The sequence below is a fragment of the Frankia sp. RB5 genome, assembly GCF_059816245.1.
This window is the reverse complement of the sequence record NZ_JCBATA010000001.1, coordinates 159,646-186,029: the sequence shown is the minus strand read 5'-3', so window position 1 is coordinate 186,029 and position 26,384 is coordinate 159,646. Positions and strand designations below refer to the sequence as shown.

Below are 26,384 nucleotides of genomic sequence, written 5' to 3'. Positions count from 1 at the left end.
ACTTCTGATGACTTCTGATCGGACGCGGCCGTGCCCCGCCCCGTCCGGCTGATCTCCCGGTGCCGGGTGGCGGACCGGAGGACGGGCGACGAATGACGATGGCGGCGCGGCGGCTCGAGCAGGCGGCGGAGCGTACCGAACAGAACCCCGATTCGGTGATCGAGAAGGTGCGGTGCCTGGTCGAGACGCTGGCCGAGTTCGGGCCGCTCGGCCTGACCGCGCTCTCCCGCGAGTCGGGGATCTCCAAGACCACCGCGCACCGGCTGTGTGGCGAGCTTGTCGACTGGGGGGTCGTCGAGCGACGGGCCGGTGCGTTCGCGCTCGGCGCCCGGTTGTCCGAACTGGGCCGGATGGCCCCGGCGAACAGCTCGCTCACCCGCATCGCGCATCCCTATCTGGCTGAGCTGTTCGCGCGTTTCCGGTATGCGACGGTGCTGTCGGTCCTGCAGAACAGGACCAGCGTGCGGTGCGTCGACAAGATCTGTGCGGTGGGCGAGGACCCGTCCAGCTGGATGGATGTCGGCACCCGCGCCCCGGCGTACTGCACCTCGGCGGGCAAGGCGATCGTCGCCTTCAGCCCGCGCGAGGTGTTCGACGCCGTCGTCGCCGAACCGCTGGTGGCGATGACGCCCTACACGATCAGCGGTCCGGATCGACTCGCCCGCGAGATGGCCGAGATCCGTCGCACCGGCGTCGCCTGGATGCGGCACGAGATCCGGATGAACTGTGTGGCGGTCGCCGTCCCGGTCATCGACGCCTCCGGTGCCGTGCTCGGCGCTGTGAGCTGCTCGGTCAGCAGCACCATGACCCGCGCCGACGAGCTCGAGCAGGCCATGAAGGTGCAGGCCCGCCGGATCGCCCAACAGATGCGCGGCGGCGCCCACGGCGGCGGCACCCGCAGCGGTGGCGCGGACGGCAGAAGCGCGGACGGCAGAAGCGCGGACGGCAGAAGCGCGGACCGCCGGACGCCCGACGCGCACACACACCAAGGAGACAGCTCGTGGACAGGCCCGTTTTCGCTGTCATCGGCGCCAGCCTCGCCGGCGCGCGGGCCGCGCAGGCCCTACGCGCCGGGGGTTTCGACGGCCGCATCGCGCTGATCGGGGCCGAGGAGCACCCGCCCTACGAGCGGCCGCCACTGTCCAAGGCGGTGCTGCTCACCGACCGCGGGGCGGAGTCGGTCCTGCTGCCCGTCGACTGGGACGACCTGGGCGTGGAACTGCGCCTGGGGGACCGTGCCGTCGGGTTCGACCCGTCGGCACGGACGGTCGCGCTCGCCTCGGGCGGTGCGGTCATCGCCGACAAGGTGCTGCTGGCCACTGGTGGTCGCTGCGTCCGGCTGGAGGTGCCGGGCGCCGGTCTGCCGGGCGTGTTCCACCTGCGCGACCTCGACGACGCGGTCGCGCTGCGCTCGGCGCTGAAGACCGCCGGGGAGGTGGTGGTCGTCGGCGGCGGTTTCATCGGCCTGGAGGTGGCGGCCAGCGCGCAGGCCCTGGGCTGCTCCGTGACCGTGGTCGAGGCGGCGAGCGTTCCGGCCTCCCGCAGTCTCGGTCCGACCTGGGGTGCCTTCGTGGCCGAGCAGCACCTGCGGCGGGGGGTGCGGATCGGGATCGGCGTGGGCGTGCGGGCGATCCGCGGCGGGCGCGGGGTGACCGGCGTCGAGCTGGACGACGGCACGACACTGCCGGCGGACGTCGTCGTCGCGGGCATCGGCATGGCGCCGCGGACCGAACTCGCCGCCGACCTGGGCCTGCACCTCGCCGGCAGCCGCCACGGGGTCGTGGTCGACCGTGCGGCCCGGACGTCGCACCCCGCGGTCTTCGCCGCGGGTGACGTGACGGTGCAGCCGTCCTGGTTCGGTGAGCGGCTGGTGCGGTACGAGTCCTACCAGAACGCCCAGGAGCAGGCCGCGGTCGCGGCCGCCGCGATGCTCGGGGCGCCGCTGCCGGCCCGCGACGTGCCGTGGTTCTGGAGCGACCAGTTCGACATGAACATCCAGCTCGCCGGGGAGCTGGGGGCCGCCGACGAGGTGGTGCTGCGCGGTGACCGGGAGTCCTCGTCGTTCGCCGCGTTTCATCTGCGGGCCGGGACCGTCGCCGGAGTCTTCGCGATCGGTCGCGGGCGGGACGTGCGGGCCGCGATGAAGCTCATCGCGGGGCGCGTCGCCGTCGACGCGGATGAGCTCGGCGACGAGTCGGTTGACCTGCGTCAGCTCGCCCGCCGTACTCCCACGCCGCTCTTCCGCTGAGCTGACCCGCCGTGCTCGGGCGGTTTATTTCCGGCGGGAAACAGTTCGAGGACAAATCCCGCTGACGGGACCGGCGCACTTCCGGCGCCAGCCCGCCGCCAGCAGATTCTAGGCACCACAGATGCCAGATACCACTACAGCCTACGGATGACGGACCGAGGAAAGGTCGTGATGGACAGCTCCGACAGCTCGCGATCCGGCGACGCGCCGTTCCTTCGCGTCGAGGGAATCAGCAAGGCGTTTCCGGGTGTCCTGGCTCTGAACAACGTCAGCCTCGAACTGCACGCGGGCGAGGTCCATGCGCTGACCGGAGAGAACGGCTCGGGCAAGTCGACGATCTCGAAGGTGATCGGCGGCGCGCACCAGCCGGACAGCGGCTCGATCTGGCTGGACGGCAGGCGCATCAGCATTCCCAGCCCGGCCGCCGCACTGCGCCACGGCATTGTCTCGATCAGCCAGGAACTGACCCTCGCCACCAGCCTGAGCGTGGCGGAGAACGTCTACCTGGGCCGGCTCCCGCGTACCCGCCTGGGGATCATCGACTGGAACCGCGCCTACCGCGACGCGGCCCGGGTCCTCGACTCCCTCGGCGTCCACGTCGACCCGCGCACCCAGGTCTCCAGCCTGAGCATCGAACTCCAGCAGGAGATCGAGATCGCGCGGGCCCTGTCCACCCAGGCCCGGCTGCTGATCCTGGACGAGGCCACCAGTTCGCTGTCCGAAGCGGCGACCGACCGGCTGCTGGGAATCGTCGAGGAGCAGCGGCGCCGCGGCGTCGCCGTCCTGATGATCAGCCACCGGATGCCGGAGCTGTACCGCTCGGCCACGCGGGCCACGGTGTTGCGAGACGGCCGGCTCGTCGGCACCGTCCCGTTGCCGGCGACGTCCGAGGACCGGTTGGTGCAGATGATGGTCGGCCGCGACCTCGACGACTACTTCGGCAACCGCGATGTCACCCCTGGCGACACCGTGCTGGAGGTACGCGACCTCGCGTCGGTGGACGGGCGGCTGCGGCCGACGAGCTTCACCCTGCGCCGCGGCCAGATCCTCGGCGTCGCCGGCCTGGTCGGCTCCGGCAAGACCGAGCTCGGGCTCGCCCTCGGCGGCGTCCTCGCGGCCACCGGACAGGTGCGGGTCGACGGCCGGCGGATCAGCGTCGCCAACCCCCGGGCGGCGCTCGACGGCGGCATCGGATTCGTCCCGGAGGATCGCAAGGGACAGTGCATCCTCCCCGGCCGCAGCGTGGCCGAGAACTTCTCCCTGGCGTGGATGTCCCAGCTCAGCACCAAGGGCCTGCTGCGGGTGCGGGAGGAGCAGCGCCGGGTCGCGGACAGTATGCGGCGCTACGGGGTGGTCGCCGCGGGCGACGGCGTGCGGATTTCGACCCTGTCCGGCGGAAACCAGCAGAAGGTCGTCCTGGGGCGGGTCTTCGCGCGTGGCTGCGCCGTCTACGTCCTGAGCGAGCCGACCCGCGGCGTGGACGTGGGCGCCAAGAGCTCGATCTACGGGCTGCTCCAGCAGCTCGTCTCCGACGGCGCCGCCGTCGTGATCATCTCGTCCGAACTCCCGGAACTGCTCGGACTGGCGGACGAGGTGATCGTCTTCTACCAGGGAGAGGTGCGGGGCCACTTCGACGCGGCGGAGTTCGACGAGGAGTCCGTGGCAAACGTGGCCGTGTCCGGCCGGCTGGTCCAACGAGCCTCGTAACGAAGGAAGAACCGTCATGACCACACGTGAGATCGACACCTCACCGATTCCGACGGCGGCGCCGGGCCCCACGGACGCGAACGGTACGCAGGCCGGTGGCCTCGCGGCTGGCCGCATGCGCGAGGCGGGCCGAGCCGCGACCATCCTCCGGGGCCGCCGGCCGTCCCTGGGCCGCTTCACCGGCGTCGTGACCGCGCTGGTCGCGGTATGCGTCTATCTGTCCATGACCCAGCCGGTGTTCCGGACCTGGGGAAACGTCACGAACATCGTGGCGAGCAACAGCGTGGTGCTGGTGCTGGCCATCGGGGCCACCTTCGTCATCATCTCCGGTGGCATCGATCTGTCGGCCGCGTCCGCGGCCGGCGCCTGTGGCATGGGTATGGGCATCGCGCTGGAACACGGCGCACCGTTCGTCCTGGCGGTGCTGGTGGCGATCGGCCTGGGCCTGCTGCTCGGCTTCCTCAACGGATTCCTGATCAGCTGGGTCCGGATGTCGTTCATGGTGGTCACGCTGGGGGCGATGTCGGTCTATTCCAGTATCGCCCTGGTCAGTAATGACGGCCGCACGATCAGCGTATTCTCGACGGACGGCTTCGGCCCGCTGAAGACGTTCATGAACGGCAGTGTCGGCAGTATTCCCTATATTCTTCTCTTCGATGCGGCACTGGCCCTGTTCGCCGCGGGCGTGCTGCGCTACACATCGTTCGGGCGATCCCTTTTCGCCGTCGGCTCCAATGCCGAGGCGGCCCGTATCAACGGCATCAACGTGGCCGGCGTCGTGCTGCTCACCTATGTCATCGCCGGCTTCACCGCGGGCCTGGCCAGCGTGCTGCAGGTCGGCCGGCTCGCCGGCGCCGCCCCGCAGGTGGACGCCACCCTGCTGATGACCATCATCGCCGCGGTCCTGATCGGTGGCACCGCGTTCAGCGGCGGTGAGGGCGGTGTGCTGGGCACGGTGATCGGCGTGGCCTTCCTCGGTGTCATCGCGAACGGCCTGACCCTCAGCGAGATCTCGGCCTTCTGGCAGGGCTGCGTCAACGGCGGAATTCTCATCGTGGCGGTCGGGATCACGACCGCCCGCGACCGAGGCTGGTTCCGGCGGATCTCCCGCGGCAGCGGCTCGGCCCGTCCGCTGGCCGCCGCACCGTCCAGCTCCGGCTGACGCCCGGTGCGGCAATGCGGTTGCCCGGCCGGCACCCGCGCCCGACCTACGATCAACTCTCCTGGAATGGAACGTCAATGCGCATGAGAAGAATCGCCCCGCTCAGTATGGGGTTGGCCGCGGTTCTCGCCCTCGCGGCGTGTGGTGGTTCGGGTGGCGACGGTGGGTCGAGCGAAGCCGGCGCGTCCGGAAAGACCATCAAGGTCGGCTACGCCGCACCGGTCCTGGCGCAGCCCGGACAGCAGGCGTTCGGCCAGGGCGCCGGGGAGGCGGCCAAGGTCATCGGCGCGAAGCTGACGCAGTACGACTCGAACGTGCAGTCGGCCCGGCAGATCACCAACCTGCAGACCATGCTGCAGCAGAAGATGGACGTGATCGGCACCTGGACCCTCGACCCCGGGGCGACCGCCGCGATCTACGGCCAGATCAGGTCCGCCGGCATTCCGCTGATCGGCACGAACTCCGACGACAACGGCATCCAGTACTCGGTGTGGACCGAGAACACCACCTGTGAGAAGGGCGGCCCCTGGGAGCAGACCGCCGACCTGATCGCCAGGAAGGCACCCGGCGGCAAGGTCATCACCATCGGCCTGGATGGCGTGCCGTCCATCGACGCCAACGTCAAGTGCTTCACGGACGCGGCCAAGGCCAAGGGCCTGCAGATCGTCGCCCACGTCTCCAACACCTCCGACGACTCCGCGGGCGGCCAGCGCCTGATCGCCGACATGCTCACCCGGCACCCGGACGTGGACGCGATCTGGGGCTACAACGACGCCTCCGCGCTCGGCGCGTCGGCCGCGCTGGGCGCCGCCGGAAAGAAGATCTCCGACGGCACGTCCGACGGTGTCGTCGTGACCGGTAGCAACGGTGACACCGCGGCCATCGACGCGGTCCGCGAGGGCCGGCTGACGGCCACCTGGGACCCGAACAACCGCGAGTACGGCTGGCTGTTCATGAAGATCGTCAAGGACGTCGAGGACGGCAAGGCCGCTGCCCGCACCGTGCTGAAGTCGACGCTGATCACCAAGGACACCGTCGGCAGTTGGGTCGACCCGTCCAAGCGGACGATCAGTTTCGACACGCTCCAGTTCACCACGGCCTCGTAGTTCCAGCCCGTAGCGGGCCGTGGGCATCGACGCCACGGAACCGCGATACCGGAGCCGCCGGGAGGGCACTTCCGACGGCTCCGGCGTGGCCGTTCCTCGATCGGCGTGTGCACCGATCGGCGTATTCATGGAAAGGACCAGGGCATGACGCAGTCGACACGCGTGTGGCAGGCGGTCTGCGGGGTCGGCGAGATTCCGGACGGCGGCGCGGTCGTTGTTCCGGTGACCCCGCCGATCGCGGTGTTCAACGTCAACGGCGAGTTCCTCGCCACCGACGACACCTGCACCCACGCGGACTTCTCCCTGGCGGAGGGCTACATCGAGGACGACACCGTCGAGTGTTCCCTGCACTACGCGAAGTTCTGTCTACGGACCGGCAAGGCGCTCACCCCGCCGGCCTGCGTTGCGCTGGCCACCCACGAGGTGCGGATCTCCGGCGGGACGATCCAGGTCGACGTCGGCAGCCGCGGCTGATGGAACACCGCGCTCTGATGGAGCACCGCATTCTGGGCAACAGCGGCCTCAAGGTTCCCGTCCTCGGATTCGGCACCGCGACCTTCGGCGGCGCGTCGGAGATGTTCCGGGTCTGGGGATCCTCCGGGCTCGCGGAGGCGCAGCGCCTGGTCTCGATCTGCCTCGACGCGGGAGTGACCTTCTTCGACACCGCCGACTTCTACTCCCACGGCCTCGCCGAGACGCTCCTGGCGAAGGCGTTGGGGCGCCGCCGCGACGAGGTGCTGCTCGCGACCAAGATCGGGACGCCGCTCGGTTCCGGGCCGAACGACGGCGGAGCGTCGCGCTGGCACATCGTCCGAGCGGTCGAGAACAGCCTGCGCCGGCTCGAGGTCGACCATGTTGACCTCCTGTACGTCCACCAGTTCGACGCGACCACCCCGGTCGAGGAGACCGTGCGGGCCCTCGACGACCTGGTGCGCGCGGGCAAGGTGCGCTACCTCGGCGCGTCGAACTTCCCCGGCTGGGGCCTCGCGTCGTCTGTCGCCGTCGCCGAGCGGTACGGGCTCGAACGCTATGTCGCCCATCAGGTGAGCTACTCGCTCGCGGCGCGGGAGTTCGAGTGGGAGCTCGCGCCCGCCGGGGCCGCGCACGGGGTCGGCGCGATCGCCTGGAGCCCGCTGGCCGGCGGCGCCCTGTCCGGGAAGGTCCGACGCGCGGCCGCGGTACCGGAGGACTCGCGGGTGCACCGGCTCGGCCGTCCCGTCGAGGAACGGGTCCTGCACGTCGTCGACGAACTGACCGCCGTGGCCGAGGAGGTCGACCGGACCGTCGCTCAGGTGGCGGTGAACTGGGTGCTGAACCGGCCGAACGTCGCCTCGGTGGTCCTCGGCGCGCGCACCGAGGACCAGCTGCGCGACAGCCTCGGCGCCGTCGGCTGGACGCTCACCGCCGACCAGATCGCCCGCCTCGACAAGGCCAGCGAGCTCGACCCGCCCTACCCCTACGCCAACCAGCGCGCCTTCCCCGAGCTCCTGCGCTCCCACTGGAACTCCTGACGCGCCGCCGCACCTGAAACCGGACAGCCGATTGCCCGACATGGGACGATTGACCGTCCTGAGCATGGCTGAGGTTCGGAGGGGGGCGTCGGTGTCGGCGGCCTTCCTCAACATCGTCATCGGTCTCATCATCATCCTCCGCGTCCAGCACCTACGGCCACGAGGCGGCGCGGCTGGCGGACGATGTGTCGACCGAGGCCTTCGCGGCCCCCTGACCTGCGTTTTGACCGCCGTACCGCGATATTCGTATAGAGAATTACCGTCGGCTCGTCGCGTCATCGCCATACTCGCCGGTCAGTCACCATTTCCTTTGATACGATCCTTGTGGATCATGACATCATCCGATATGTGGAAGCCATGTTCTGACGGGTTTCCTCGTTCGGGGTTCGGGGATGGCATCGGGGGATGGCTCCGTGAACGACGAAACCGACGTCCACGTCGGCGGCGACCTGCTCGGCCAGCTCGTGGTCGGCAACAACAACGTGGTGGTGCACGCGAGCCGTGGCTCGGTCGTCTCGCTGCGCTCCGAACCGGTGCCGCCGCCGCGCCGCCGCCGCCCGGCCGCGCCGGCGACCCCGCGCGCCGGGATGGCGCTGCTGGGGCGGGACGAGGAGCTGGCCCGCATCGGCGGCTGGCTCGACCAGCACCAGCCCGTCCAGGTGTACGGAGCGGCCGGCATCGGCAAGACGGCGCTGCTTCGCGCGGCCGCCGCGGCTCGCGGCGACCGGGACGTCGTTCTGCTCAGCGCGGCCGGCCTGTCCGCCGACGAGCTCGCCCAGGAGATCTTCCAGGCCTTCTATGACGCCGAGGGGTACCGGCCCGAGCGCCACAAGTTGCGCCGGCTGGTCGGCTCGGTCAGCGCGCTGCTCGTCATCGACGACTACGACGGCACGCCGGACGCGCTGCGTGACCTGCTGGACCTGGTGCCCTCCTGCGATGTGCTGATCGGCTCGTCCGGGCGCCATCTCGTCGGCGACGGTCAGGCGCTGCACCTGACCGGCCTGGCGGAGGACGCCGCGCGGGCACTGGTCACCCGCCATCTCGGGCGCCGGCTGACCAGCGACGAACGCGCCGAGGTGGGCCGGCTGCGCGCGCTCGCCGAGGGCAGCCCCCGGGCGTTGATCCAGGTCGCGACGGCGGTCCGGACGCTGCTGGAGGCCGCCCAGCGAGCGGAACCCGCCGATCAGGCCGGGCCCGGCGCCGGCGTCGCCACAGCCGAGGGCGAGCTGCCCCGGATCACCCTGGACGCCGGTGCCGACGCCCTGGCACCGATCATCGCCGGGCGGCTCACGGTCGCCCAGCGGCGCGCGCTCGGAGTGCTGCGCGTCATCTCCCCCGACGTCCTGCCCGCCGGCGCGCTGCGGGCCGCCGCCGCGGCCACCCCGGCCGAGGCGTCCGCCGTCCGCGGCAGGAGCACCGGTGGCGGCGGGGATCCGATCGGGCTCGCCGAGCTCGCCGCGACCGGGCTCGTCGACGAGGCGGCGAACGGGTGGCGACTGTCCGCCTCGCTCGGGGTGGCGGTGGCCGGGCGGCTCGCCGACGTGACCGCCGCTGGCGAGGTTCCCGGCACGGGCGAGGTCCCCGGCACGGGCGGCGCTCCCGCGGCGGGCGAGATCGCCGCCGGGCTCGTGTCCTGGGCCACCAGCGCGCGGCCGCGCGAGATCGCCGGCGCGGTGCCAGCGCTGCTCGGCCTGCTGGACGCCGCGGTCGCGGCGGGGCGTCCCGGCACGGCCGTGGCGCTCGCCCGCGCCGTGGCGCCGCGGGTGGCCTTGTCGCTGCGCTGGGACGCCTGGTCGGCGGTGCTGACCCGCGGCCAGTCCGCGGCGGTGATCGCCCGGGCGGCCGGCGACGAGGCCTACTTCCGGGAGGAGGCCCGGCAGCGGCATCGGGTGCTGTCCAGCCTGCTGGCCGGCGGGCTCGGGGGTGCCCTCGGCACCATGGCCGCACCGTCGCTGCAGGCCACCCTCACCTCGGCGAGCGGCAGCGGTGGCACGGCGGGTGCTGGCAGTGGCACGTCGGCGAGCAGCGGTGGGACGCCTCCTGGCGGTGGCTCGCACGCGGTTGGCAGCGACGGCACGTCAGGCCTGCGAACTCACCAGAGTCCCGTCCGCACAGCGCTGCGCGGCGCGGCCACCAACCCGACGATCATCGTCATCGTGGTGGCCGTCGTGACGGCCGCCACCCTCGTCGGCCTGCGGGGCACCGGCAAGCAGCAGGTCGACAGCAGCGAACCAGTGATCCAGCCGAGTACCGCGACAACGACGACCACCACCACCGTCACACCCACCGCGAGCCCGATCATCCCCACGGCACCGCTGGTGACCAGCACGCCGTCCGTGGCCGAGCCCGCCAGCGGCGGCTGCGACCCGGACCCCAACGACTACACCTTCAGCGGGGTGCGTCCGGGCGGCGTCTCGGCGCCCCAGGAGGTCACCCTCCTGGCGTCCTGCACCTACGACCGGCGACGTTTCGCTCTCAGTGGCCAGGACGCCGGCCAGTTCCGGGCGATCTGGGCGAAGTCCTGCCCCGCCGGCCTGTTCACCAGCGCCCAGTGCAGCCTGCGGGTCGCCTTCAGCCCGACGCGCGACGGACCCGCGCAGGCGCACATCGCGCTGCCGCAGAAGGGCGGCGGCGTCGGCATCGACGACGAGCTCGAAGCGAGCGATGCCACCCCGTCCCCGTCGGTCTCGCCGACGACCACCACCCCGTCGACCACCACCACCACACCGGTGTCGTGCCCCACCGAGCCGGCGTCCGAGATCACCTTCCCCACGACCGACGCCGGCAGCTCGACCGCGCAGACCTTCACCTTCACCCCGGTGGACTGTGCCGAGCGCACCTACGACCTCACCGCCATCACCGTGCCGGCGCCGTTCTCGGTCAGCCCCAGCCGCAGCTGCCCGTCGACGATCCGCGGCGGAAGCGGACAGGCCTGCCAGCTGACCGTGGTCTTCGAACCGCCTTCGGGCGGCAGCGGCTCCGCCTACGCCGGCACGCTGCGGATCCCCGGCAGCGACGGGGTGGACCGCCGGATCTCCCTGTCCGGCTCCGCGCGGACGGTGATGATGTCCTCGACGACTCCGGCGCCCACGCCGTCCTAGCTGGTCACGGGTCGCCGGTGCGGGTCACCGAGTTGCCGGAACCGATGACCACCTGTCCGGACAGGTTCCGCCCGACGTGGACATGGACTCCGCCCCGGCCGTCGCGCCGATCATCGTCCTCGTCGGCACCGCGTCGCCGGTCCGCCCCGTGCCCGTCGGGCGGCGCGGGCCGGTCCGGCGGCACGGGAGGGACGGGCGGAGCGATGGGCCGCTGCCCTGCGCGCATCGCCGCCACAGCGTCGAGAAGCTGGCGACGGGCGTCGTCGACAAGCAGGTCGGCGACGTCGACGCACGGGGCCGCGCGCAGGGCCCCGGGACGCTCGCACGGTTCGGTCAGGGCCGCGAGAGCCCCACCCCGGAGCTCCTCCGCCACGACGCTCTGCCATTCCCGCTGGCCGGCGGCCGCGGACACATATTCCCGCGACAGAACAATGACGAGATGTTCCGCGCGGACGAGCACTCGGCGAAATCGGTCGACACTGTCCGCCGGCCCGCCCCAGACGTCGACGGCGAGACGGTACCCGACGTCGTCGAGATGCCAGGCCAGCCAGGTCGCCCACGCCTCATCGGCGGCCACGCAGGAGAGCACGAGATCCAGCCGGCCATCCCCCGCGTCGCCATGTGAACCATCATCCGACCGGACGTCACCGTATTCGGCTCCGGAGAATCCGGCGTTCCTCTCGGCGCACATATGGGAAAGGATAGCCGCCGCACCAGTACAGGCCGGCCCGAATCAAGAACACCTTTCACGCGGCGGAGAGGGCTTCGGTCGGGGTGAGGCGCGCGGCCCGGGCGGCGGGGTAGAGGCCGGCGGCGGCGCCGATCAGCAGGGTCGTGCCCGCCGCCGCGAGCATCGCCCAGGGCGGAACGACGGCGGGCCAGCCGCGGCTGGCCGCGTAGGCGATCGTGGCGCCCGCGCCGAGCAGCAGGCCGCCGAGGCCGCCGGCGGCGGACAGCAGCAGCGCCTCCACGAGGAACTGGTTGCGGACGTCGCCGCGGGTGGCACCGAGGGCGCGGCGCAGGCCGATCTCGCCGCGGCGCTCGAGCACGGAGATGACCATGGTGTTCGCGACGCCGATGCCGCCGATGAGCAGCGCCACGGCGCCGAGGCCGAGCAGCAGCGCGTTCAGCGTCGCGTCGGCGGCCTGTTGGGCGGCGAGGGCGTCGGAGTGGCGCGAGACGTCGACCTCGTTCGGCGCCGCCGGGTTCGCGGCCCGGGCGAGCAGCCGCTGGGTGGCCTCGACCTGGCCTGGCCGGGCCTTGACGTAGACGGTGGTGGGGTGGCCGTCGAAGCCGAGCAGGGTGGTGGCGACGGGCCAGCCGACGAGGGCCGAGGTGTCGAGCTCGGGGGCGAGTGGCGCCGGGGCGAGCACGCCGACGACCGTGAACAGCTGATGGCCGAGTTCGACCTGCTGGTCGGCGCCGACGGGTCCGACCCCGAGCCGGTCCGCCGCCCGGGCGCCGAGCACGACCGTCGGATACCGCTCGGACGCGGCGTTCAGGTCGGCGCCCTCGGCGATGTGCGCGCCCACGGTCGCCGCGAGCCCCGGCCGGGCCGCGACGACGGTGATGCCGCCGGACTCGGCCTTGGGGATGTGGTCATTGCGGTAGACCTTCGTCTCGGGCAGTAGCCCGGTGGCGCTGACCGACGCCGTCCCGCCAAGCACCTGGATCATCGGGATGGCCTCGGCCGGCAGGCTCGCCTGCTCACCGAACAGGCTGTGGCCGGGACTGACGGTGAGCAGATCGGTGCCGAGCGCGGCGATCTGGCGTTCCAGGTCGGCCCGGCTGGACGCCGAGACGCCCACGACGGCGACCATCGCCGCGATCCCGATCGCGATACCCAGCGCCGACAGCACGCTGCGCAACGGCCGCACCCGCAGGCCGGCACCCCCCACCCGGGCCAGTTCACTCGGCCCGAGCCGGGCAGGCCGCAGGTTCATGACGTTCTCCCCTCGGTGCGCACGTCGCTGATCGCCCGCCCGTCGCGCATCTCGATCCGCCGGGGCAGCGACGCGGCGAGGTCGCGGTCGTGGGTGATCACGACGACGGTGGTGCCGGCGCCGCGGCTACGGCCTGGGCCTCGCCATCGTCCGGGCCGTCGTCGACAGCCACGGCGGCCATCTGTCCGCCGCTCCCGGCCCGGACGGTGGCCTCGACCTCCACATCGTCCTCCCGCCAGCCGGCGCCGGCTCCGTCTTCCATCCCGATGGCCCTCACAGCCGGCGCACAGCGAGCGCACAGGAGGTGCCGAGTTCGCCCGGCGATGCTGGCGCGACAGCGGAGTGAAGCGGTGATCCGGGCATCGAGGAGGACTTATGGCTGGCGAGGCGCGGGATCCAGATTGCCGACCCGGCAGGAAAGGTGCGATTCACGAATATCTTCCCGGCCCGCTACTCGGACGCTGGCCACAGCTTGACGGATGGGTGGACCGCCGCCGAACGGCGGCTGAACAACTCCGAACAACCCGGCATCCGACATAGCGATACACCCGACTCTTCAGGGTGTCGCCCGCCGGCTGCGGCATCCCGATAACACGGGAGGCGGTTCAGTCCCCACCGCTGGATAGCGGATCGGTATGGGGCGATAGCGAGTTCAGAACGGAGGTTTTCGTCGTCGGCGCCGCCGCCTACGGTGTCGGAAGATGCTGCGAAAATCGCAGGGAGGGGTTCAGCCATGCCGACCGCCACGGCCGACACCGCGCACAGCTTCGAAGTCTTCCAACACTACGAGCGTCTTCAGTGGAAGGTTTCCGACCTCGACCTGAACAACATCCGCCAGGACCTCGTCAACCCCGTGTACGTCCCGCTCGTCAAGGGCGTCGTCATGGGTGAGGCGACGTCGTTGCCCGGATTGCACGGATTCCTCAGCGAATTCGACGACGACTACGACTGCTCGGCGTTCGTCGCCGTCTGGGCGTACCAGGAGCTGCAGCACCACTACGCCTTCCGGGCGTGGCTGCGCGGCGTCGGCGTGAACATCGACCAGAGCAAGATCGAGTCGCTGCGCGAGCCGTACGAGGCCGGCGTGACGCCGAGCGCGACCCTCACCACGAACGTGATTTCCGAGATCATCGTGAACACGGTCTACCGGGCGCTGTCCGAATGGGTCGAGGAGCCGGTCCTGTCCGACCTGTTCCTGCGCGCCAGCCGGGACGAGGCCGGCCACGCCCGCGAATTCCTCTACTACCTGAAGCGTCGCCTGGAGCAGCGTCCCCACGAGCTGAAGTCCGTGCTCGAGCGGATCCACTTCTACGTCACCAGCGCGCGGCTCAACCACCCGGTCGGCGTCTACAAGCACCAGCGCGTCGAGGAGATGCGCGGCTACGAGACCGTCGACGACGTCATCGACGTCTACCTCCAGATCTCCCCGCCGGACGCGCTCGACAAGCTGCAGGCGAAGCTGCGCCGCATGCTCGGCACCGCGGTCGGCCTTGACCTGAGCCGCAACTCGGCGATCCGCGGCGCGATGGCCGACCTGTCCGACGTTCCCGCCGCGGCCGACCTGGCCCCCGTCGCCAGCGCCGCCCCCGTGGCCGGCTGAGCCGGGCGTCCGCGTCCATGCGCCTTCTGCCATCCGAGCCCACCGACCTGCCCACCGAGGCGGCCGACCGGGCCGTGGAGCAGGCCACCACCGACGAGTACCGGCCGGTGCCCTGGTCCACGCTGGAGGATCACCACTGCTTCGGCTGCTCCCAGACGAACGCGAGCGGCCTGCGCCTGCGCTTCGCCGCCCGGCCCGACGGAGCGGCCGTCCCCGAGAGCATCGACACGCGGTTCCGGCTGGACCGCACGTTCGAGTCCTACCCGGGAATCGTGCACGGCGGCCTGATCGGGGTCATCTGCGACGAGACGATGGGCAACCTGATCGTCCTGCGCAGCGGCCTGACCTCGCTGACCATCGGCATGCGCCTGCGTTATGTCACCGCGATGCGGGTCGACGCCGAGTACATCTGCGTCGCCCGGCTCGTCGACGGCGCGGAGGAGGCGCTGCGCGCCGGCGCGGGCGGCCTGGTGCGCGCCGAGTCCGAGGTCCTCGACACCGCCGGCAACCTGGTCGCCTCCGCGACCGCGACCTACCGCCCCATCTCGATGGACGACGCCCGCCAGCACCTCACCCTGCGCCCCGACGCGTTCGACCGCGCCGAGGCCGCCCTCACCACCTCCGCCGCACCTCCCACCGCCATCCCCGCCCCCGCCCCCGCTGTGGCCGCCGCGGCAGCCACAGCCGCGAGCGGCGCCCACATCCAGGAGCACGGCAGCCGATGACACACTCCCGCGACGACATCGTCCACACCGTCACCGAGATCGTTCACCGCGAGATCGGCATTCCCGTCGAGCGCCTGGCCCCCGATCTGGACCTGCGTGGCGTCGAGGGCGCCGACTCGGTGAAGGTCCTGGTCATGATCTCCCGCGTGGAGCGCACCTACGGGATCGAGATCGAGGACGAGGACGTCTTCACCCTCCGCTCCATCAACGACGTCGTCCGCACCGTCGAGGCGGGACTGGCTGCCGCGGCCGTCTGACGTGGGGTGATCCGCCGGTGGCGGGCACCAGCGGACTCCCTTTCCCACGGATCGCCGAACTTCCGAGTGACCTGAGACACGTAGTACGCATCACATTCACTGAACATCGACGTTGCAGCGCAACGGTGCGGCACCGAAGGCACATCGATGCCGCACCGTTTTCCCAACCTCCTGTTCGCACCGGTTTCCGGAACCGGAGAACTGCCATAGCCTGCCGCCGTGGATGTCCACATCCGGCACCTGCGCTATTTCGTCGCCGTCGCGGAGGAACTGAGTTTCACCGTGGCCGCGCGCCGGTTGTTCGTGTCCCAGCCGGCGCTCAGCAAACAGATCCGCCAGTTCGAGTCGTCCTTTCGGGCCACGCTCTTCGAGCGCAGTGCCCGGGCGGTCAGCCTCACCGAGGCGGGCCAGGCGCTGCTACCCAACGCCCGCCGGGTCATCGCCCAGTGGGAAGACGCTCAGCGTGCGGTCGCCAACGCCGTCGACGCGCAGTACCGCACACTGATCGTCGGCTTCCAGGCCAAGATCGGCCGTGGCCTGATCCCACACGTCACCGCCACCATGGGCGCGGAGCTCCCGCAGTGGCGGCTGCTGTTCCGCCAGATCGGCTGGAGCGACCCGTCGGTGGGCCTCGCCGGCGGCGAGGTGGACGTGGCGCTCGCCTGGCTGCCGGTGCCCGCCCACGGCGGCTTCTCCTGGAAGGTCGTCGCCACCGAACACCGCCTGGTGGCCCTGCCGTCCACCCACCATCTCGCCCCCCGCGCCGACCTCACCTTCGCGGACCTCGCCGCGGACCCCTTCATAGCCCTGCCCGCGCAGGCCGGCCCGCCCCGCGACTTCTGGCTGGCCACCGCCCGGCGCGGCACCCAACCAGCCGTCGCCGCCGAGGCCGCCACCGCCGAGGAGGCCCTCGACGCTATCGCCGCCGGCACGGGCATCGCCCTTCTCCCCGCCGGCCACGCCGACCTGGCCCGCCGCGACGACATCATCCTGCGCCCCGTGCGCGACCTGCCCCCCGCCGAACTCGCCGTCCTCTGGCGCTCCGGCGACGACCGCCCCGCGGTCCACACCTTCACCGCCGCCTGCCACCACCACCTGCGCACGGCAACCGACGCCTGAGCCTCGCGATCCCGGCCCAGCCGTTCGTCCCTCCGCATGGGGCGCGATTCCCTCGTCCCTCCTGTGATAATTACGGGCGAGCAGTCGCACGTCTTTCGGGGGAGACGAAGTGATCTTTTTGGCGCCGCTGATCCATCCTTTTCTTCAGGGGGCCCACGCTGGCTGGCAGCTGTCGAAGTGGCTCACACAGCCGGTCGAACGGCCATTGACTCTGGTCAACTCGACCGCCAAGAACGCCTTCTTCGCTGTCTGTCTCTTCAGCCCAAGCGGAGAGGCCGCCGATACGGTCTCCACCGGCTGGGTGATGGTCGGTCCCAGGACGCGGGAGACGGTGTCGGTTCCGGTGCCACGGGTCGGCTCCCGATGGGTAGCCCTCCACGGGCGATCACGCAAAGGCGTGCGAACCTGGGGTGGCGGCTCGGGAAACGAGAAGCGAAACTTCGATGTCGTCCTCCCTTCCTCCGGTGGGAAGCTGGCCGACGATGCGCGATTCACCGTCGTCGGCCCCGTCTCGAACTCGCCGGAGCTACTGATGAACCAGAACGGTGTCACCCGCCTGGTGACGGTCTCAGGTTCCCTCTTCAAGCTCCAGACCAGCTTCACCTACACCATCGAGTAGACGGTCGTTCTCAAGATCCCGGAGGGATCGAAGAGGGGCTCTGGCCGGAGCGCGGACGGCACCGGCCGTAGCCCCTCTTCCGCTGAGCTGTCAGCTGGTTCCGGCGGTTCGGTAGGCAAGTCCGGAGGCGTTGAGCCGTTCACCATCGCCCAGGCTGTGGACGACCTCGACCAGTTGCGCGCCGCGCTGAGCATCGATCGAACCGCCCGCAGCGACCCGCCACGCCATCCTGACCCACGTTGACCGAAGTCGTCCCGGTTAATCAGTTTGCCGGGAGTAACGGCTGCGGACGTGATTCGATACGACTGGTGATCGTCGGATCACGCTGACGGTCTGGGGCAGTCGCACGCCGGAGGTTGGGATGGCGATCACGCCGCGGTTTCGGCGGGTGGCCGCGTTGCAGCGGCAGTTCGTGGATCGGGAACCTCTCCTGCGGGCGTTCCAGGAGGAGATCGGTCTGGTGCAGGCGGCGCTCACCGACGGCGCTCCTTTTCCGCGCGTGTTGAACGTGACGGGCGTCGGGGGAATCGGCAAGTCGCGGCTGTTACGGGAGCTGCGGGTTCGGGCACCGGAAGGATGGCGCACCGCGTCGCTGGATCTGCAGGTGCCGGCGATGCGGCAGCAGGAGGACGCGCTCGCGGTGCTGCGTGCCGACCTGGGCGGGCAGGGCGTCCGGTTCGATCGGTTCGACCTCGCCTACGCGGTGCTGTGGCAGCGGATTCACCCACACCTGCGGATCAGCCGGGAGACGCTGCCGTTCGTCGAGGAGAGTGGCATCCTCACGGAGATCGTCGACTCGGTGGCCGGCCTGCCGGTGTTCGGCACGGCGCTCGGTCTGCTCAAGGCCGCGGAGAAGGTGACGACGGACGCCCGCCGCCGGCACCGCATTCGTCATGACGAGACGTTGTCGTCGCTGGACGATCTCCCGAACGCCGAGATCGTCGACGCCGTGACCTTCCTGTTCGCCGAGGATCTGCGGGCCGCGTCCGAGAATCGTCCGTATGTGCTGACCATCGACACCTACGAGGCGCTGGTCCCGGAACCGACCCGCTCCGGGCGCACCCAGCTGGCGGACGTCTGGCTGCGGGACCTGATCGCCCAACTCGACCGCGGACTGGTCGTCATCGCCGGCCGGGAACCGTTGCGCTGGGATGTGTACGACGCCGACTGGCGCGGGCTCATTCGTACCCGTCCGATCGACGGGCTGCCGTTGGAGGCGCGCCTCACGCTGCTCGGCACGTCCGGAATCACCGAGGAAGGCGAGCGTCGGCGGCTGGCGGAAGCGAGCGCCGGCCTTCCGTTCTATCTGCATCTCGCGGTCGACACCAGCGGCTCCGGCTCGGACGGCGGCGCCAGCGGACCGCGCCGGGCACGAGCCGCGGCGACCCAGCAGGAGATCCTCCAGCGGTTCCTTCAGCACGTCGGCGCCGAGGAGGTCCGCACACTGGAGGTTCTCGGGGTGGCGAGGATCTTCGATCACGACATCTTCCGGACGCTGACCGCCGCGCTGCAGCTGCCCGGTCACCGGACCGCCTGGGAGTCGATCGCCTCGTATTCGTTCGTCTATCCGGCCGGCGAGCAGCTGCGTTTCCATCAGCTCATGGCCGAGGCGCTACGCGACCTGCTCTCCGCCCCCGCCCGGCTCGAACTGCACCGGCTCCTGCGCGACGCCTGGGCACACCGGGCCTTCGAGGACCCGGAGGACGACGGCCTCACCGGCCAGGATGCGTCCCGCACGGTGGACGGGCGAATGCTGGCCGACCCGGTGGCATTCCAGGAAATGGTCTTCCACGCGTTGCACATCGGGGAGCTGACCGGGGCGGAACTCCTCGACCTGGTCGAGGTCGCGGTGCGCGGCGGTTCCGAGAGCGCCGCCGGCGGAGTGCTGGACGACCTGCGCGACTTCCTCCGCACCCATCCCGACCGGGCCACCCCCGAGTTCGTCCAGACCGCCCAGGTGCTCGACGTCGAGGCGGTCCTGCGTAGCGGCGAGGCCACCCGGGCACTCGAGCTGACGCCGGAGCAGGCCTGGGAGGCCGGCAGCCCGGTCGGCGCCCGGCTCGCCGTCGCGGCCGGCCAGGCGCGCCGCATCGCCGGGCGGACGTCCGAGGCACTCGCGCTCTACACCCAGGTCTGGAGCGGCGACGACGACACCGCCCGGATGAACGCCGGCCTGTGGGCCGCCGACCTGCACATGTGCCAGGGCCGCTTCGCCGACGCCGAACGGTTCGCGGCCGAACTCGACGTCATCGCCGCCCGCCGGCACCCCGAATGCCGCGGTGACGTCGCCCGCCTGCGCCACCTCGCCCACCGGTTCGCCTTCGACCTCGTCGCCGCCCGCCCCTTCCTCGACGAGGCCTCGACCCGCTACCAGACGGCCCGGTCCTACCTCGGCAACGCCAACATCAGAACCAACCGGGCCGAGTTCCTCGCCTTCGCCGACGCCGAGGCGACCTTCACCGAGGCGGACGCCGCCATCGAGGTGCAGACCGAGATCGGCGCCCAGCACGAACTCGGTAAATGCCACACGGCGATTGCCGTCGCCGCCCTGCGCCTGGGCCGTCTCGACGCCGCCGAGCGCGCCTTCGACGACGCGGTCGTGGCCCTGACCCGGGCGGGCTACCGGTCGGGACTCGCCCGCGCCAGCCTGTACCGGGGGGCGCTCGAAGCCCGCCGCGGCCAGCTCGACCGTGCCCGGAGAACCGTGTCCTGGGCGGTCAGCGAACTGGAAGCCGCCGAGGTCTACCCGACGCTGATACTGGCCGCAGGCATCGCGCTGCGAGAACTGGGAATCGAGGACGGGGAGGTGACGCGGGCCTGCCAGCGCGCCGAACGCGCCATCCAGCCACCCACGACGCTCGACGACCTGAAGGGCCGTATCCACGTGTTCGTCCGCGACCTGTTCGGCCTCGACGAGGCAACCCGATGACCCTCCCCGAGCCCGTGGACCCGGCCGCCACCAGCAGCAGCGATTCCGACGAGCTCTACCGTCTGGCTCTGGCCCGCACCGACCGCAGCGCCGGCTTCTACAACCACAACGTACGGATCGACACCCCCGACGGACCGGTCGTCGTGCGCATCCCGATCCCCGGCGCCGACACCATGGACCTCGCGATCTGGCCCGAGGCCGCTGTCGTCCGGGCCATCAACCCGGTCGTCCGGCAGTCACCACGGCTGATCCGTGCCAGCACCGACCCCGCCTACCAGGTGGTCGAGTTCATCACCGGCGATGTCCTCGACGCGGTGGCACCGCGCGGCAAACGGGTCCCGGACCATGTGCTCGGCGACGTCGGCAGCCTGTTCCGCCAGCTCGGCGGGGTCCCGCTCCAGCACCTGCCGGCGCTGCCCGAGGGCTGGCCCGCAGACGGCGACACGGCCACCTTCGCGCACCGACTGTCCGACGTCACCGTGGGCGTCCACACCCGCTTCCGCGACGCGTTCGGCGCCCTTTTCACCGCCCTCGGCTTTCCGTCAGACCCGTTCGAGACGATTCTCGAACGCTGGCACACCCTCTCCCCCCGGCCGTTCCGCCTCCTGCACACCGACATCCACCGCAAGAACATGATCGTCGATGCCGGCGTGACCCATTTCCTCGACTGGGAACTCGCCCTGTGGGGAGACCCCGTCTACGACCTCGCCGTCCACCTCCACAAAATGGCCTACCGGCCGGACGAGGAGGACGCCGCTCAGGCCGCGTGGCATGCCGCCGTCCCCGCCGAATCCGCCGTTCAGTGGACGGCCGACCTCGCGATCTACCTGGCCCATGAACGCGTCAAATCAGCGATCGTCGACACCGTCCGTTACACCAAGCTGATCACCGCCAGATCCGAATCCCCCGCCGCCGAGGCCGCCCTCCTCGACAAACTCACCACCAAACTCACCGCGGCCCACGCCGTCTGGCGGACCGGCCATCACCCCGATCGGCGCGAGGTGGAGCGGCAGGTGCGGCTTCCCCGATAGTCGAGGTCGTCTTCGGGAACGCGCTCGGGCTGGTCCGGGTCCGGGTCAGCCGACGCTGCATGACGTTCCCCGAGATGGCCGCGGTCATCGCTTGGCCTCGCCCTGGTTCATGGCAGCCGCCAATGAACGGCTGTCCCTACGCGACCCTGCGACCAGCCGGCGCGCTACCGATCATGCTGACCTTCGCCAGAGCCGGCCAGATCGAGCTCTTCGCCCCCATTCCCGGCCCTGCTAGCTGACAGCGAGTCCGACCGCAGCATCGCCGGACGCCTGTTCGCTAAACACCGTTGGCGCCCAATCCAGGCCTTAGTTACAGGCCACCCGGCATCGGGATGACACACGTATTCGTATTCGACAGCCCGGTCGCACAAAGTAGCGATCATGGATAGTGTTTCCTCTCGCGGGAAGAGCCGCAAAATCGGAAGTCGCGAGAAAGGGATCAAGAATGCCTCAGCAGGAGCAGCAGCAGCGGCAGCAGATCGAGCAGCAGCTGCGGCAGAACTGGCGGCAGCTGCGTTACCGCGTGCTCGACCAGTTCGGCCAGGTCGGCACGTCGGACATCGACGCCGCTACTGGCATCAACGACCTCATCGCACGGATCGCGGACCGGACGAACCACAGCGAGCGGTATGTCGAGAACCGTCTGCGCGAGCTGGCCGGCGTGGGCGCCGGCCAGGGCAGTGGTTCCGGCGAGCGGTTCGGAGAGGGCAGCCAGGGCCAGCAGGGCCAGCCCTTCGGCTCCTAGGGAAAAGCGGTCCGTCGGACCGGGCAGGCGCCCCGCAGGACGGAGCGCCTGCCCGGATTCACGCGCCGGCCAGTGGGCAGGGGTCGTCGAGGTTCGCCAGCAGCGACCGAAGATCCAGCAGCTCGTCGATGAGACTGGCAGTCGCCACGGTCCGCGGCAGCCTGCGTAGCTCCTTCAACATCGCATCCGTTTCCGACATACTGGGAATGTCGTCTACAGACGATGCCAGCGCGACGATATCGGTCATGGGTCACCCGCCAGTCAGGGATCAGAGGCACGCCGCCTGCTCGGACAGATGCCAGGATTACTCAGACTCACGCGCAATAGTGTACCCACCGCTACGCCGACGCTACAGGTTTACTACACCTACCCCTCGCCCGGCCACTTTCCGTGATGATCGAAGAACTCGTCGACCGTCAACTCGGGCACTTCACCGTCGGCCGGAATTTGCGCTCAGCCTGCCGATCAGCCCGCAGCACGCACCACCGGGAGGGTCACCGCGCTGACTGAGACGTGCGGAACGGACCGGTCATGGTCAGCGCCGAGTACGGCACTGCGTGCTCGCAGCCCTGGCTACTGGGCTGATCGCCAGCGCGGTGGCCGGCTGCTCCCGGTCGTCCTGACCTTCGCCCGGGCAGGCCAGATCGAGCTCTTCGCGACGATCCCCGGACCAGCCAGCTGACCGCCGTCCGGCATGCCGGCGCAGCCACCAGCCCACGAGGGTGCGAGGGTGCGGATTCCGCCGGCCACATCCGTACGACGCGCACAGCGATCGGCTACCGGCTGAACCCCGCGTGGGCCCCGCTGGAGTTCAGGTGGTCCCGGTCGCCGTGAGCCGCACCAGCGCTGAGCGCTGAGCGGCCGTCAACGAGCTCCAGCGTTCGTCCACCGCGGTGGTTACCGCTGCTCGCAGCCGCCGACCGAAAAGCCGTCCGTCGTCGGTGAGGTGCAGCCGGGTGACGCGTCGGTCGTCCGGATCGGTCCGGCGCGCGACCAGACCACGGCGGGCCAACCGGTCGGCCATGCCGGTGATGTTCGTCTTGTCGCAACCAAGCAGCTCGGCCAGCTCGCCCAGGGCGGGACGGCGATCGCCGAGGGCGCAGAGCAGCTCGATCTGCGCGACGGTCAGCCCCTCCTGGCGCGCGACGGAGGCGAGTACCACCCGCATCTGCCGGTGCACGTCCAGCAGGGTGCGGGCGAGATCGTCGGGCTGCCCGGTCGGCTCCACAGGACGGAGCGTACCCGGACAGTTGACATGCTCTACCAAATCAGTTGAGGATCTCGATAGACGAGATACTCAACTAACTAGGAGCGGGTGTGGAGCAGGAGCGCAGGGTCGCGTTGGTGACGGGGGCGTCGCGGGGAATCGGCCGGGCCATCGCCGAGCGCCTCGGCGAGACCGGGGCCCGCGTGATCGTCAACTATCGCGCCGATGGTGCCGCCGCCGGCGGCGTCGTGGACGCCATCGCCCGCTCGGGCGGCAGCGCCGTGGCGATCCAGGCCGACGTCACCGACCAGGCGCAGCTGCGCGGCCTGTTCGACGCGACCGAGCAGCGGTTCGGCCGGCTGGACATCGTGGTCAGCAACGTGGGCGTCGCCCGGTTCGCACCCGTGGCCACCACCACGGACGACGACTTTGACGCCTGCTTCACCGCCAACACCCGCGCCGGCTTCCTCGCGCTGCGCGAGGCGGCCAACCGGGTCGTCGACGGTGGCAGGGTCGTGGTCATCTCGTCCGGGGTGACGATCACCAGACGGCCGGGCACCGGCGTCTACGCGGCAAGCAAGGCAGCCGTCGAGCAGCTGGCCCGGGTGCTCGCCCGAGAACTCGGCCCCCGGCAGATCACCGTCAACTGCGTACTCCCCGGCGCCGTCCGCACCGACGCACTCGCCGCAGGCGTCCCCGCCGAGACGGTCGACAGAGCGGTCACCGAGATCCCCCTCGGCCGCCTCGGCGAGCCGAACGACATCGCCGACATCGTCGCCTTCCTCGCCTCCGACAACGGCCGCTGGATCACCGGCCAGTCCATCCCCGCCAGCGGCGGCGCCTTCTGACAGCGCTGGACCTGTTCGCCCGCGACGGCAATCAGGCCCGCGAGGCGGCGGTCGATGTGACGGCCGCCGTCCGACCTCGCCAGCGGCTCCGGGGTCGTCCCAGTCCGCTGACGTGGCCACACAGTCGGCCCCACGACTCGACCGTGGATGACGCCATGCATGCGCCGCTGCAGTCGCCTGGCGTTGTTACGCGGCCCACTCTTGTAGCGTTGCGCTCAGGCCGTCGAGCGCCCGGATCAGCTCGTCGAGACTCGCATCGTCAAGACTCGGATCGAGACCGAAGCACACGTCCATCGGAAAGGTCCCCGCGCTGATGAGACCCGCGGAACCGACCGGTCATGGTCGGCGCCGCGTGCCGACCGCCGTGCTCGCCGCCCTGGCCGCCGGGCTGATCGCCAGCGCGGTCGCCGGCTGTTCGTCAACCGGAGGCCCGGTCGCGGTCTCCGGCTCGTCCGCTCAAAGCCAGCCTCCCGCGACGGGTCACACGCTCGCCGTCGGCCGGGCAGGAGCGAAAGCCATCACGATCACAGGTGCCCAGGTCACGCCGCTGGCCCCGGGCACTTCCATCACCGCGAACTCCAGCACCGCCGGACCGTCCGCGAGCACCGCCTCGATCCACCTGGCCATCCACAACGCCGCCGCCGCGGCGGACACGCTGACCGCGGCCAGCAGCGAACTCGGCGGCTCGATCACCCTCGTCACCGCCCCGGGCGACACGCCGACGCGTGGTGTGGCCATCCCCGCCGGCCACACCGTCACCATCGGAGCTCCGGCCGGCCCGCGGCTCCTCCTACGCGGCGCGACCCTCCGGCCAGCCGGCACGCTACCGATCGTGCTGACCTTCACCCGAGCGGGCCAGATCGAGCTCTTCGCGCCAATCCCCGGACCGGCCAGCTGACAGCGGTCCGGCACGCTGCCGCCGTCACGGCCGCCAGCCGGCCCGCCCCAGCCAACCGCGCACAGTCGGATCCCGCGAGCTCAGCTGGTTCTGGTCGCCGTGAGCTGCGCCAGCGCCGTCCGCTGGGCCGCGGGCAGCGAACTCCAGCGTTCCTCCACCGCGGTGGACACCGCTTCTCGCAGCCGCTGACCAAACAGCCGTCCGTCCTCGGTGAGCCGCAGGCGGGTGGTGCGTCGTCAGCAACGTGGGCGTCGCCCGGTTCTCGCGCCCGGCTCCGCCACCACGGATGACGGCCTCGACGCCTGCTTCACCGCCAACACCCGCGCAGGCTTCTTCGCCCTGCGGGAGGCTGCCGACCGGGTCGGCGACGGCGGACGGATAGTGATGATCTCGTCCGGGGTGACGATCACCGGCCGTCCGGGCAGCGGGTCTACGCGGCGAGCAAGGCAGCCGTCGAGCAGCTCGCCCCGCGTGCTCGCGCGGGAACTCGGTTCCAGACAGATCACGGTCAACTGTGTGCTCCCCGGCGCCGTCCGTACCGAGGCACTCGCCTCCGGCGTCCCTGCCGAGACGCTCGGCAGGATAGTCGCCGAAATCCCCCTCGGCCGCCTCGGCGAGCCAACCGACATTGCCGACATCGTCGCCTTCCTCACCTCCGACCGCGCCCGCTGGATCAGCGTTCAGTCCTTCGCCGCCGGCGGCGCATTCTGACAGAACCGCCCCTCGACCGACATCGCCTCGTCGGCCTATTCGCCTGAGGCGGAGGTCAGGTCGGCGAGACGGCGGTTGATGTCGTCGCGGTCGAAGGGGGTGGGATCTTCGGGATACTCGGGATTCCAGTCCTCGACCGGGGCGTCACCGCGGCCGGCCAGACAGGTCGGAAAGGAGACAGCCGGATCAGCGTCGACGATCTTCTCCAGGGTGATGGTGTGTTCCCACCAGTCCCCGAAGTCGTACACGTAGCTCATCGCGGCTCCGGCTCTGGGCAGCACACGGGACAGCCGGATAGTGCTCTCGTCGCCGCAGTCGTCCAGCTCGTAGTACGGGTCGGAGTATCGAGCGCCGTCGGCAGCAAATGAGTGGAGGTGGTCGTCGCCCCAGCCCAGAATGACCCGGATCACGGCATGCAGGTCGCCGAGGGTGGCGCTGGCCGGCACCAGTATGCGCCGCCACACCGGAGGCCGGCCCCGAGACAGCGCGACTTTCAGCTGGAACACACGCAGTCGGAGACCGGAACCGAAGAATTCGGCCACTGCATCGCGCAGTACCTTCTCGTTGGGATGCCCGCTGTGCTGGAGGGCCCCGAGCCCGCCGTGCTCCTCCACCTCATAGCAGGCGGCCTCGGCGCCGTCCCGGTCCAGGGTGGCCAGGGCGTACTCGACCGTCAGCCACCACTGGCAGGCATCATCGGGATCAGGGCCACGCTGCCAGGCGGCCAGCACGGCTCGCGCGTGGTGGGCCAGCTCCGGGATGTCGACAACCGCCCGCCAGGCCGGCAGGACCGGCTCTCCCAGCCCGGCGATGACGCCGACGGCGGCGACCCGCTGGACCGGTGTGGCCGCCGCCGCGGCCCGCAGAAGCACGGTAGCGGACTCGACCGCCGGCCGGTCGCCACGCCAGCGGCGGTA

The 26,384-nt window shown here is 70.8% G+C and carries 26 protein-coding genes; 20 read left to right on the top strand and 6 right to left on the bottom strand.

Annotated elements, in window-relative coordinates; all coding sequences use genetic code 11:
• The first annotated feature begins 92 nt into the window (after positions 1-92).
• The 8 genes from AC6EXY_RS00790 to AC6EXY_RS00755 all read left to right on the top strand — a co-directional run bounded on the left by AC6EXY_RS00790 (position 93) and on the right by AC6EXY_RS00755 (position 10,835).
• Positions 93-1,100 carry an IclR family transcriptional regulator gene (locus AC6EXY_RS00790; RefSeq protein WP_499816802.1) on the top strand — a complete coding sequence of 336 codons (1,008 nt, stop codon included), beginning with the start codon at positions 93-95 and terminating at the stop codon, positions 1,098-1,100.
• Positions 1,001-2,248, top strand: coding sequence for an NAD(P)/FAD-dependent oxidoreductase (locus AC6EXY_RS00785; RefSeq protein ID WP_165818205.1), 1,248 nt, complete (start codon positions 1,001-1,003; stop codon positions 2,246-2,248). Before AC6EXY_RS00790 ends, AC6EXY_RS00785 begins: the two co-directional genes overlap by 100 nt.
• Positions 2,249-2,419: 171 nt before the next feature.
• A complete protein-coding gene (locus tag AC6EXY_RS00780) occupies positions 2,420-3,955 on the top strand; it encodes a sugar ABC transporter ATP-binding protein (RefSeq protein WP_101829978.1) in 1,536 nt (511 codons plus the stop codon).
• 16 nt (positions 3,956-3,971) lie between these two features.
• Positions 3,972-5,117 (top strand): ABC transporter permease, encoded by a 1,146-nt coding sequence (locus tag AC6EXY_RS00775; RefSeq protein WP_207770131.1) that lies wholly within the window; start codon positions 3,972-3,974, stop codon positions 5,115-5,117.
• An 83-nt stretch (positions 5,118-5,200) separates the two neighbouring features.
• The gene (locus AC6EXY_RS00770; protein ID WP_165818204.1) at positions 5,201-6,223 is read left to right on the top strand and encodes a sugar ABC transporter substrate-binding protein; all 1,023 of its coding nucleotides are present in this window, start codon (positions 5,201-5,203) and stop codon (positions 6,221-6,223) included.
• A 144-nt stretch (positions 6,224-6,367) separates the two neighbouring features.
• Complete coding sequence (locus AC6EXY_RS00765; protein WP_101829976.1) at positions 6,368-6,697, top strand: bifunctional 3-phenylpropionate/cinnamic acid dioxygenase ferredoxin subunit; 330 nt, start codon at positions 6,368-6,370, stop codon at positions 6,695-6,697.
• A gap of 17 nt (positions 6,698-6,714) precedes the next feature.
• Entirely contained in the window at positions 6,715-7,734 is a 1,020-nt protein-coding gene (locus AC6EXY_RS00760) for an aldo/keto reductase (protein ID WP_101829985.1), read from the top strand.
• Between the two features lie 413 nt (positions 7,735-8,147).
• On the top strand, positions 8,148-10,835 hold the full coding sequence (locus AC6EXY_RS00755; RefSeq protein WP_165818203.1) for an ATP-binding protein: 2,688 nt from the start codon (positions 8,148-8,150) through the stop codon (positions 10,833-10,835).
• Between the two features lie 4 nt (positions 10,836-10,839).
• Here AC6EXY_RS00755 and AC6EXY_RS00750 read toward each other — a convergent pair whose 3' ends face one another.
• Positions 10,840-11,424, bottom strand: a complete 585-nt coding sequence (locus tag AC6EXY_RS00750) for a toll/interleukin-1 receptor domain-containing protein (RefSeq protein WP_499816799.1) — start codon at positions 11,422-11,424, stop codon at positions 10,840-10,842.
• 157 nt (positions 11,425-11,581) lie between these two features.
• Positions 11,582-12,778 (bottom strand): ABC transporter permease, encoded by a 1,197-nt coding sequence (locus AC6EXY_RS00745; RefSeq protein WP_499816798.1) that lies wholly within the window; start codon positions 12,776-12,778, stop codon positions 11,582-11,584.
• 133 nt (positions 12,779-12,911) lie between these two features.
• Between AC6EXY_RS00745 and AC6EXY_RS00740 the strand changes: the two genes are divergently transcribed.
• The 6 genes from AC6EXY_RS00740 to AC6EXY_RS00715 all read left to right on the top strand — a co-directional run bounded on the left by AC6EXY_RS00740 (position 12,912) and on the right by AC6EXY_RS00715 (position 17,098).
• Positions 12,912-13,124: a hypothetical protein gene (locus AC6EXY_RS00740; protein WP_499816822.1), complete on the top strand. Its 213-nt coding sequence runs from the start codon at positions 12,912-12,914 to the stop codon at positions 13,122-13,124.
• A gap of 387 nt (positions 13,125-13,511) precedes the next feature.
• Entirely contained in the window at positions 13,512-14,378 is an 867-nt protein-coding gene (locus tag AC6EXY_RS00735; RefSeq protein WP_101829971.1) for a ferritin-like domain-containing protein, read from the top strand.
• Positions 14,379-14,395: 17 nt separating this feature from the next.
• The gene (locus tag AC6EXY_RS00730) at positions 14,396-15,103 is read left to right on the top strand and encodes a PaaI family thioesterase (protein WP_499816797.1); all 708 of its coding nucleotides are present in this window, start codon (positions 14,396-14,398) and stop codon (positions 15,101-15,103) included.
• Complete coding sequence (locus AC6EXY_RS00725) at positions 15,100-15,360, top strand: acyl carrier protein (protein WP_101831642.1); 261 nt, start codon at positions 15,100-15,102, stop codon at positions 15,358-15,360. Before AC6EXY_RS00730 ends, AC6EXY_RS00725 begins: the two co-directional genes overlap by 4 nt.
• Before the next feature lie 219 nt (positions 15,361-15,579).
• Complete coding sequence (locus AC6EXY_RS00720; protein WP_101831643.1) at positions 15,580-16,479, top strand: LysR family transcriptional regulator; 900 nt, start codon at positions 15,580-15,582, stop codon at positions 16,477-16,479.
• Between the two features lie 109 nt (positions 16,480-16,588).
• Positions 16,589-17,098 (top strand): hypothetical protein, encoded by a 510-nt coding sequence (locus AC6EXY_RS00715; protein ID WP_133150650.1) that lies wholly within the window; start codon positions 16,589-16,591, stop codon positions 17,096-17,098.
• 90 nt (positions 17,099-17,188) lie between these two features.
• Here AC6EXY_RS00715 and AC6EXY_RS00710 read toward each other — a convergent pair whose 3' ends face one another.
• Positions 17,189-17,326, bottom strand: coding sequence for a hypothetical protein (locus tag AC6EXY_RS00710; RefSeq protein WP_165818349.1), 138 nt, complete (start codon positions 17,324-17,326; stop codon positions 17,189-17,191).
• 133 nt (positions 17,327-17,459) lie between these two features.
• On the opposite strand from AC6EXY_RS00710, the gene AC6EXY_RS00705 reads away from it, so the two are divergent.
• From AC6EXY_RS00705 to AC6EXY_RS00695, 3 genes are all read left to right on the top strand, one after another.
• Positions 17,460-20,027 (top strand): aminoglycoside phosphotransferase, encoded by a 2,568-nt coding sequence (locus AC6EXY_RS00705; RefSeq protein ID WP_101831645.1) that lies wholly within the window; start codon positions 17,460-17,462, stop codon positions 20,025-20,027.
• Positions 20,024-21,058 carry an aminoglycoside phosphotransferase family protein gene (locus tag AC6EXY_RS00700; RefSeq protein WP_101831646.1) on the top strand — a complete coding sequence of 345 codons (1,035 nt, stop codon included), beginning with the start codon at positions 20,024-20,026 and terminating at the stop codon, positions 21,056-21,058. The genes AC6EXY_RS00705 and AC6EXY_RS00700 overlap by 4 nt, the downstream gene beginning before the upstream one ends.
• Before the next feature lie 445 nt (positions 21,059-21,503).
• Positions 21,504-21,803 carry a hypothetical protein gene (locus tag AC6EXY_RS00695; protein ID WP_101831648.1) on the top strand — a complete coding sequence of 100 codons (300 nt, stop codon included), beginning with the start codon at positions 21,504-21,506 and terminating at the stop codon, positions 21,801-21,803.
• A 58-nt stretch (positions 21,804-21,861) separates the two neighbouring features.
• Here AC6EXY_RS00695 and AC6EXY_RS00690 read toward each other — a convergent pair whose 3' ends face one another.
• Positions 21,862-22,050, bottom strand: coding sequence for a hypothetical protein (locus AC6EXY_RS00690; RefSeq protein WP_101831650.1), 189 nt, complete (start codon positions 22,048-22,050; stop codon positions 21,862-21,864).
• A gap of 564 nt (positions 22,051-22,614) precedes the next feature.
• Entirely contained in the window at positions 22,615-23,031 is a 417-nt protein-coding gene (locus AC6EXY_RS00685) for a MarR family winged helix-turn-helix transcriptional regulator (protein ID WP_243407462.1), read from the bottom strand.
• 89 nt (positions 23,032-23,120) lie between these two features.
• On the opposite strand from AC6EXY_RS00685, the gene AC6EXY_RS00680 reads away from it, so the two are divergent.
• From AC6EXY_RS00680 to AC6EXY_RS00670, 3 genes are all read left to right on the top strand, one after another.
• Positions 23,121-23,858, top strand: a complete 738-nt coding sequence (locus tag AC6EXY_RS00680; protein ID WP_101831651.1) for a glucose 1-dehydrogenase — start codon at positions 23,121-23,123, stop codon at positions 23,856-23,858.
• A 313-nt stretch (positions 23,859-24,171) separates the two neighbouring features.
• The gene (locus AC6EXY_RS00675) at positions 24,172-24,756 is read left to right on the top strand and encodes a copper chaperone PCu(A)C domain-containing protein (RefSeq protein WP_499816795.1); all 585 of its coding nucleotides are present in this window, start codon (positions 24,172-24,174) and stop codon (positions 24,754-24,756) included.
• A 210-nt stretch (positions 24,757-24,966) separates the two neighbouring features.
• On the top strand, positions 24,967-25,467 hold the full coding sequence (locus AC6EXY_RS00670; RefSeq protein WP_499816794.1) for an SDR family oxidoreductase: 501 nt from the start codon (positions 24,967-24,969) through the stop codon (positions 25,465-25,467).
• A 35-nt stretch (positions 25,468-25,502) separates the two neighbouring features.
• Here the strand turns inward: AC6EXY_RS00670 and AC6EXY_RS00665 are convergent, their stop codons facing one another.
• Positions 25,503-26,339: a plasmid pRiA4b ORF-3 family protein gene (locus tag AC6EXY_RS00665; RefSeq protein ID WP_499816793.1), complete on the bottom strand. Its 837-nt coding sequence runs from the start codon at positions 26,337-26,339 to the stop codon at positions 25,503-25,505.
• Positions 26,340-26,384: the final 45 nt, after the last annotated feature.

Bases quoted from the DNA above. Each gene is read 5' to 3' on its own strand.
- AC6EXY_RS00790 (WP_499816802.1), top strand. From the start codon at position 93: ATGACGATGGCGGCGCGGCGGCTCGAGCAGGCGGCGGAGCGTACCGAA.
- AC6EXY_RS00780 (WP_101829978.1), top strand. From the start codon at position 2,420: ATGGACAGCTCCGACAGCTCGCGATCCGGCGACGCGCCGTTCCTTCGC.
- AC6EXY_RS00775 (WP_207770131.1), top strand. From the start codon at position 3,972: ATGACCACACGTGAGATCGACACCTCACCGATTCCGACGGCGGCGCCG.
- AC6EXY_RS00770 (WP_165818204.1), top strand. From the start codon at position 5,201: ATGAGAAGAATCGCCCCGCTCAGTATGGGGTTGGCCGCGGTTCTCGCC.
- AC6EXY_RS00765 (WP_101829976.1), top strand. From the start codon at position 6,368: ATGACGCAGTCGACACGCGTGTGGCAGGCGGTCTGCGGGGTCGGCGAG.
- AC6EXY_RS00760 (WP_101829985.1), top strand. From the start codon at position 6,715: ATGGAGCACCGCATTCTGGGCAACAGCGGCCTCAAGGTTCCCGTCCTC.
- AC6EXY_RS00745 (WP_499816798.1), bottom strand. From the start codon at position 12,778: ATGAACCTGCGGCCTGCCCGGCTCGGGCCGAGTGAACTGGCCCGGGTG.
- AC6EXY_RS00735 (WP_101829971.1), top strand. From the start codon at position 13,512: ATGCCGACCGCCACGGCCGACACCGCGCACAGCTTCGAAGTCTTCCAA.
- AC6EXY_RS00730 (WP_499816797.1), top strand. From the start codon at position 14,396: ATGCGCCTTCTGCCATCCGAGCCCACCGACCTGCCCACCGAGGCGGCC.
- AC6EXY_RS00725 (WP_101831642.1), top strand. From the start codon at position 15,100: ATGACACACTCCCGCGACGACATCGTCCACACCGTCACCGAGATCGTT.
- AC6EXY_RS00710 (WP_165818349.1), bottom strand. From the start codon at position 17,326: ATGGCGTGGCGGGTCGCTGCGGGCGGTTCGATCGATGCTCAGCGCGGC.
- AC6EXY_RS00705 (WP_101831645.1), top strand. From the start codon at position 17,460: ATGGCGATCACGCCGCGGTTTCGGCGGGTGGCCGCGTTGCAGCGGCAG.
- AC6EXY_RS00700 (WP_101831646.1), top strand. From the start codon at position 20,024: ATGACCCTCCCCGAGCCCGTGGACCCGGCCGCCACCAGCAGCAGCGAT.
- AC6EXY_RS00695 (WP_101831648.1), top strand. From the start codon at position 21,504: ATGCCTCAGCAGGAGCAGCAGCAGCGGCAGCAGATCGAGCAGCAGCTG.
- AC6EXY_RS00690 (WP_101831650.1), bottom strand. From the start codon at position 22,050: ATGACCGATATCGTCGCGCTGGCATCGTCTGTAGACGACATTCCCAGT.
- AC6EXY_RS00675 (WP_499816795.1), top strand. From the start codon at position 24,172: ATGAGACCCGCGGAACCGACCGGTCATGGTCGGCGCCGCGTGCCGACC.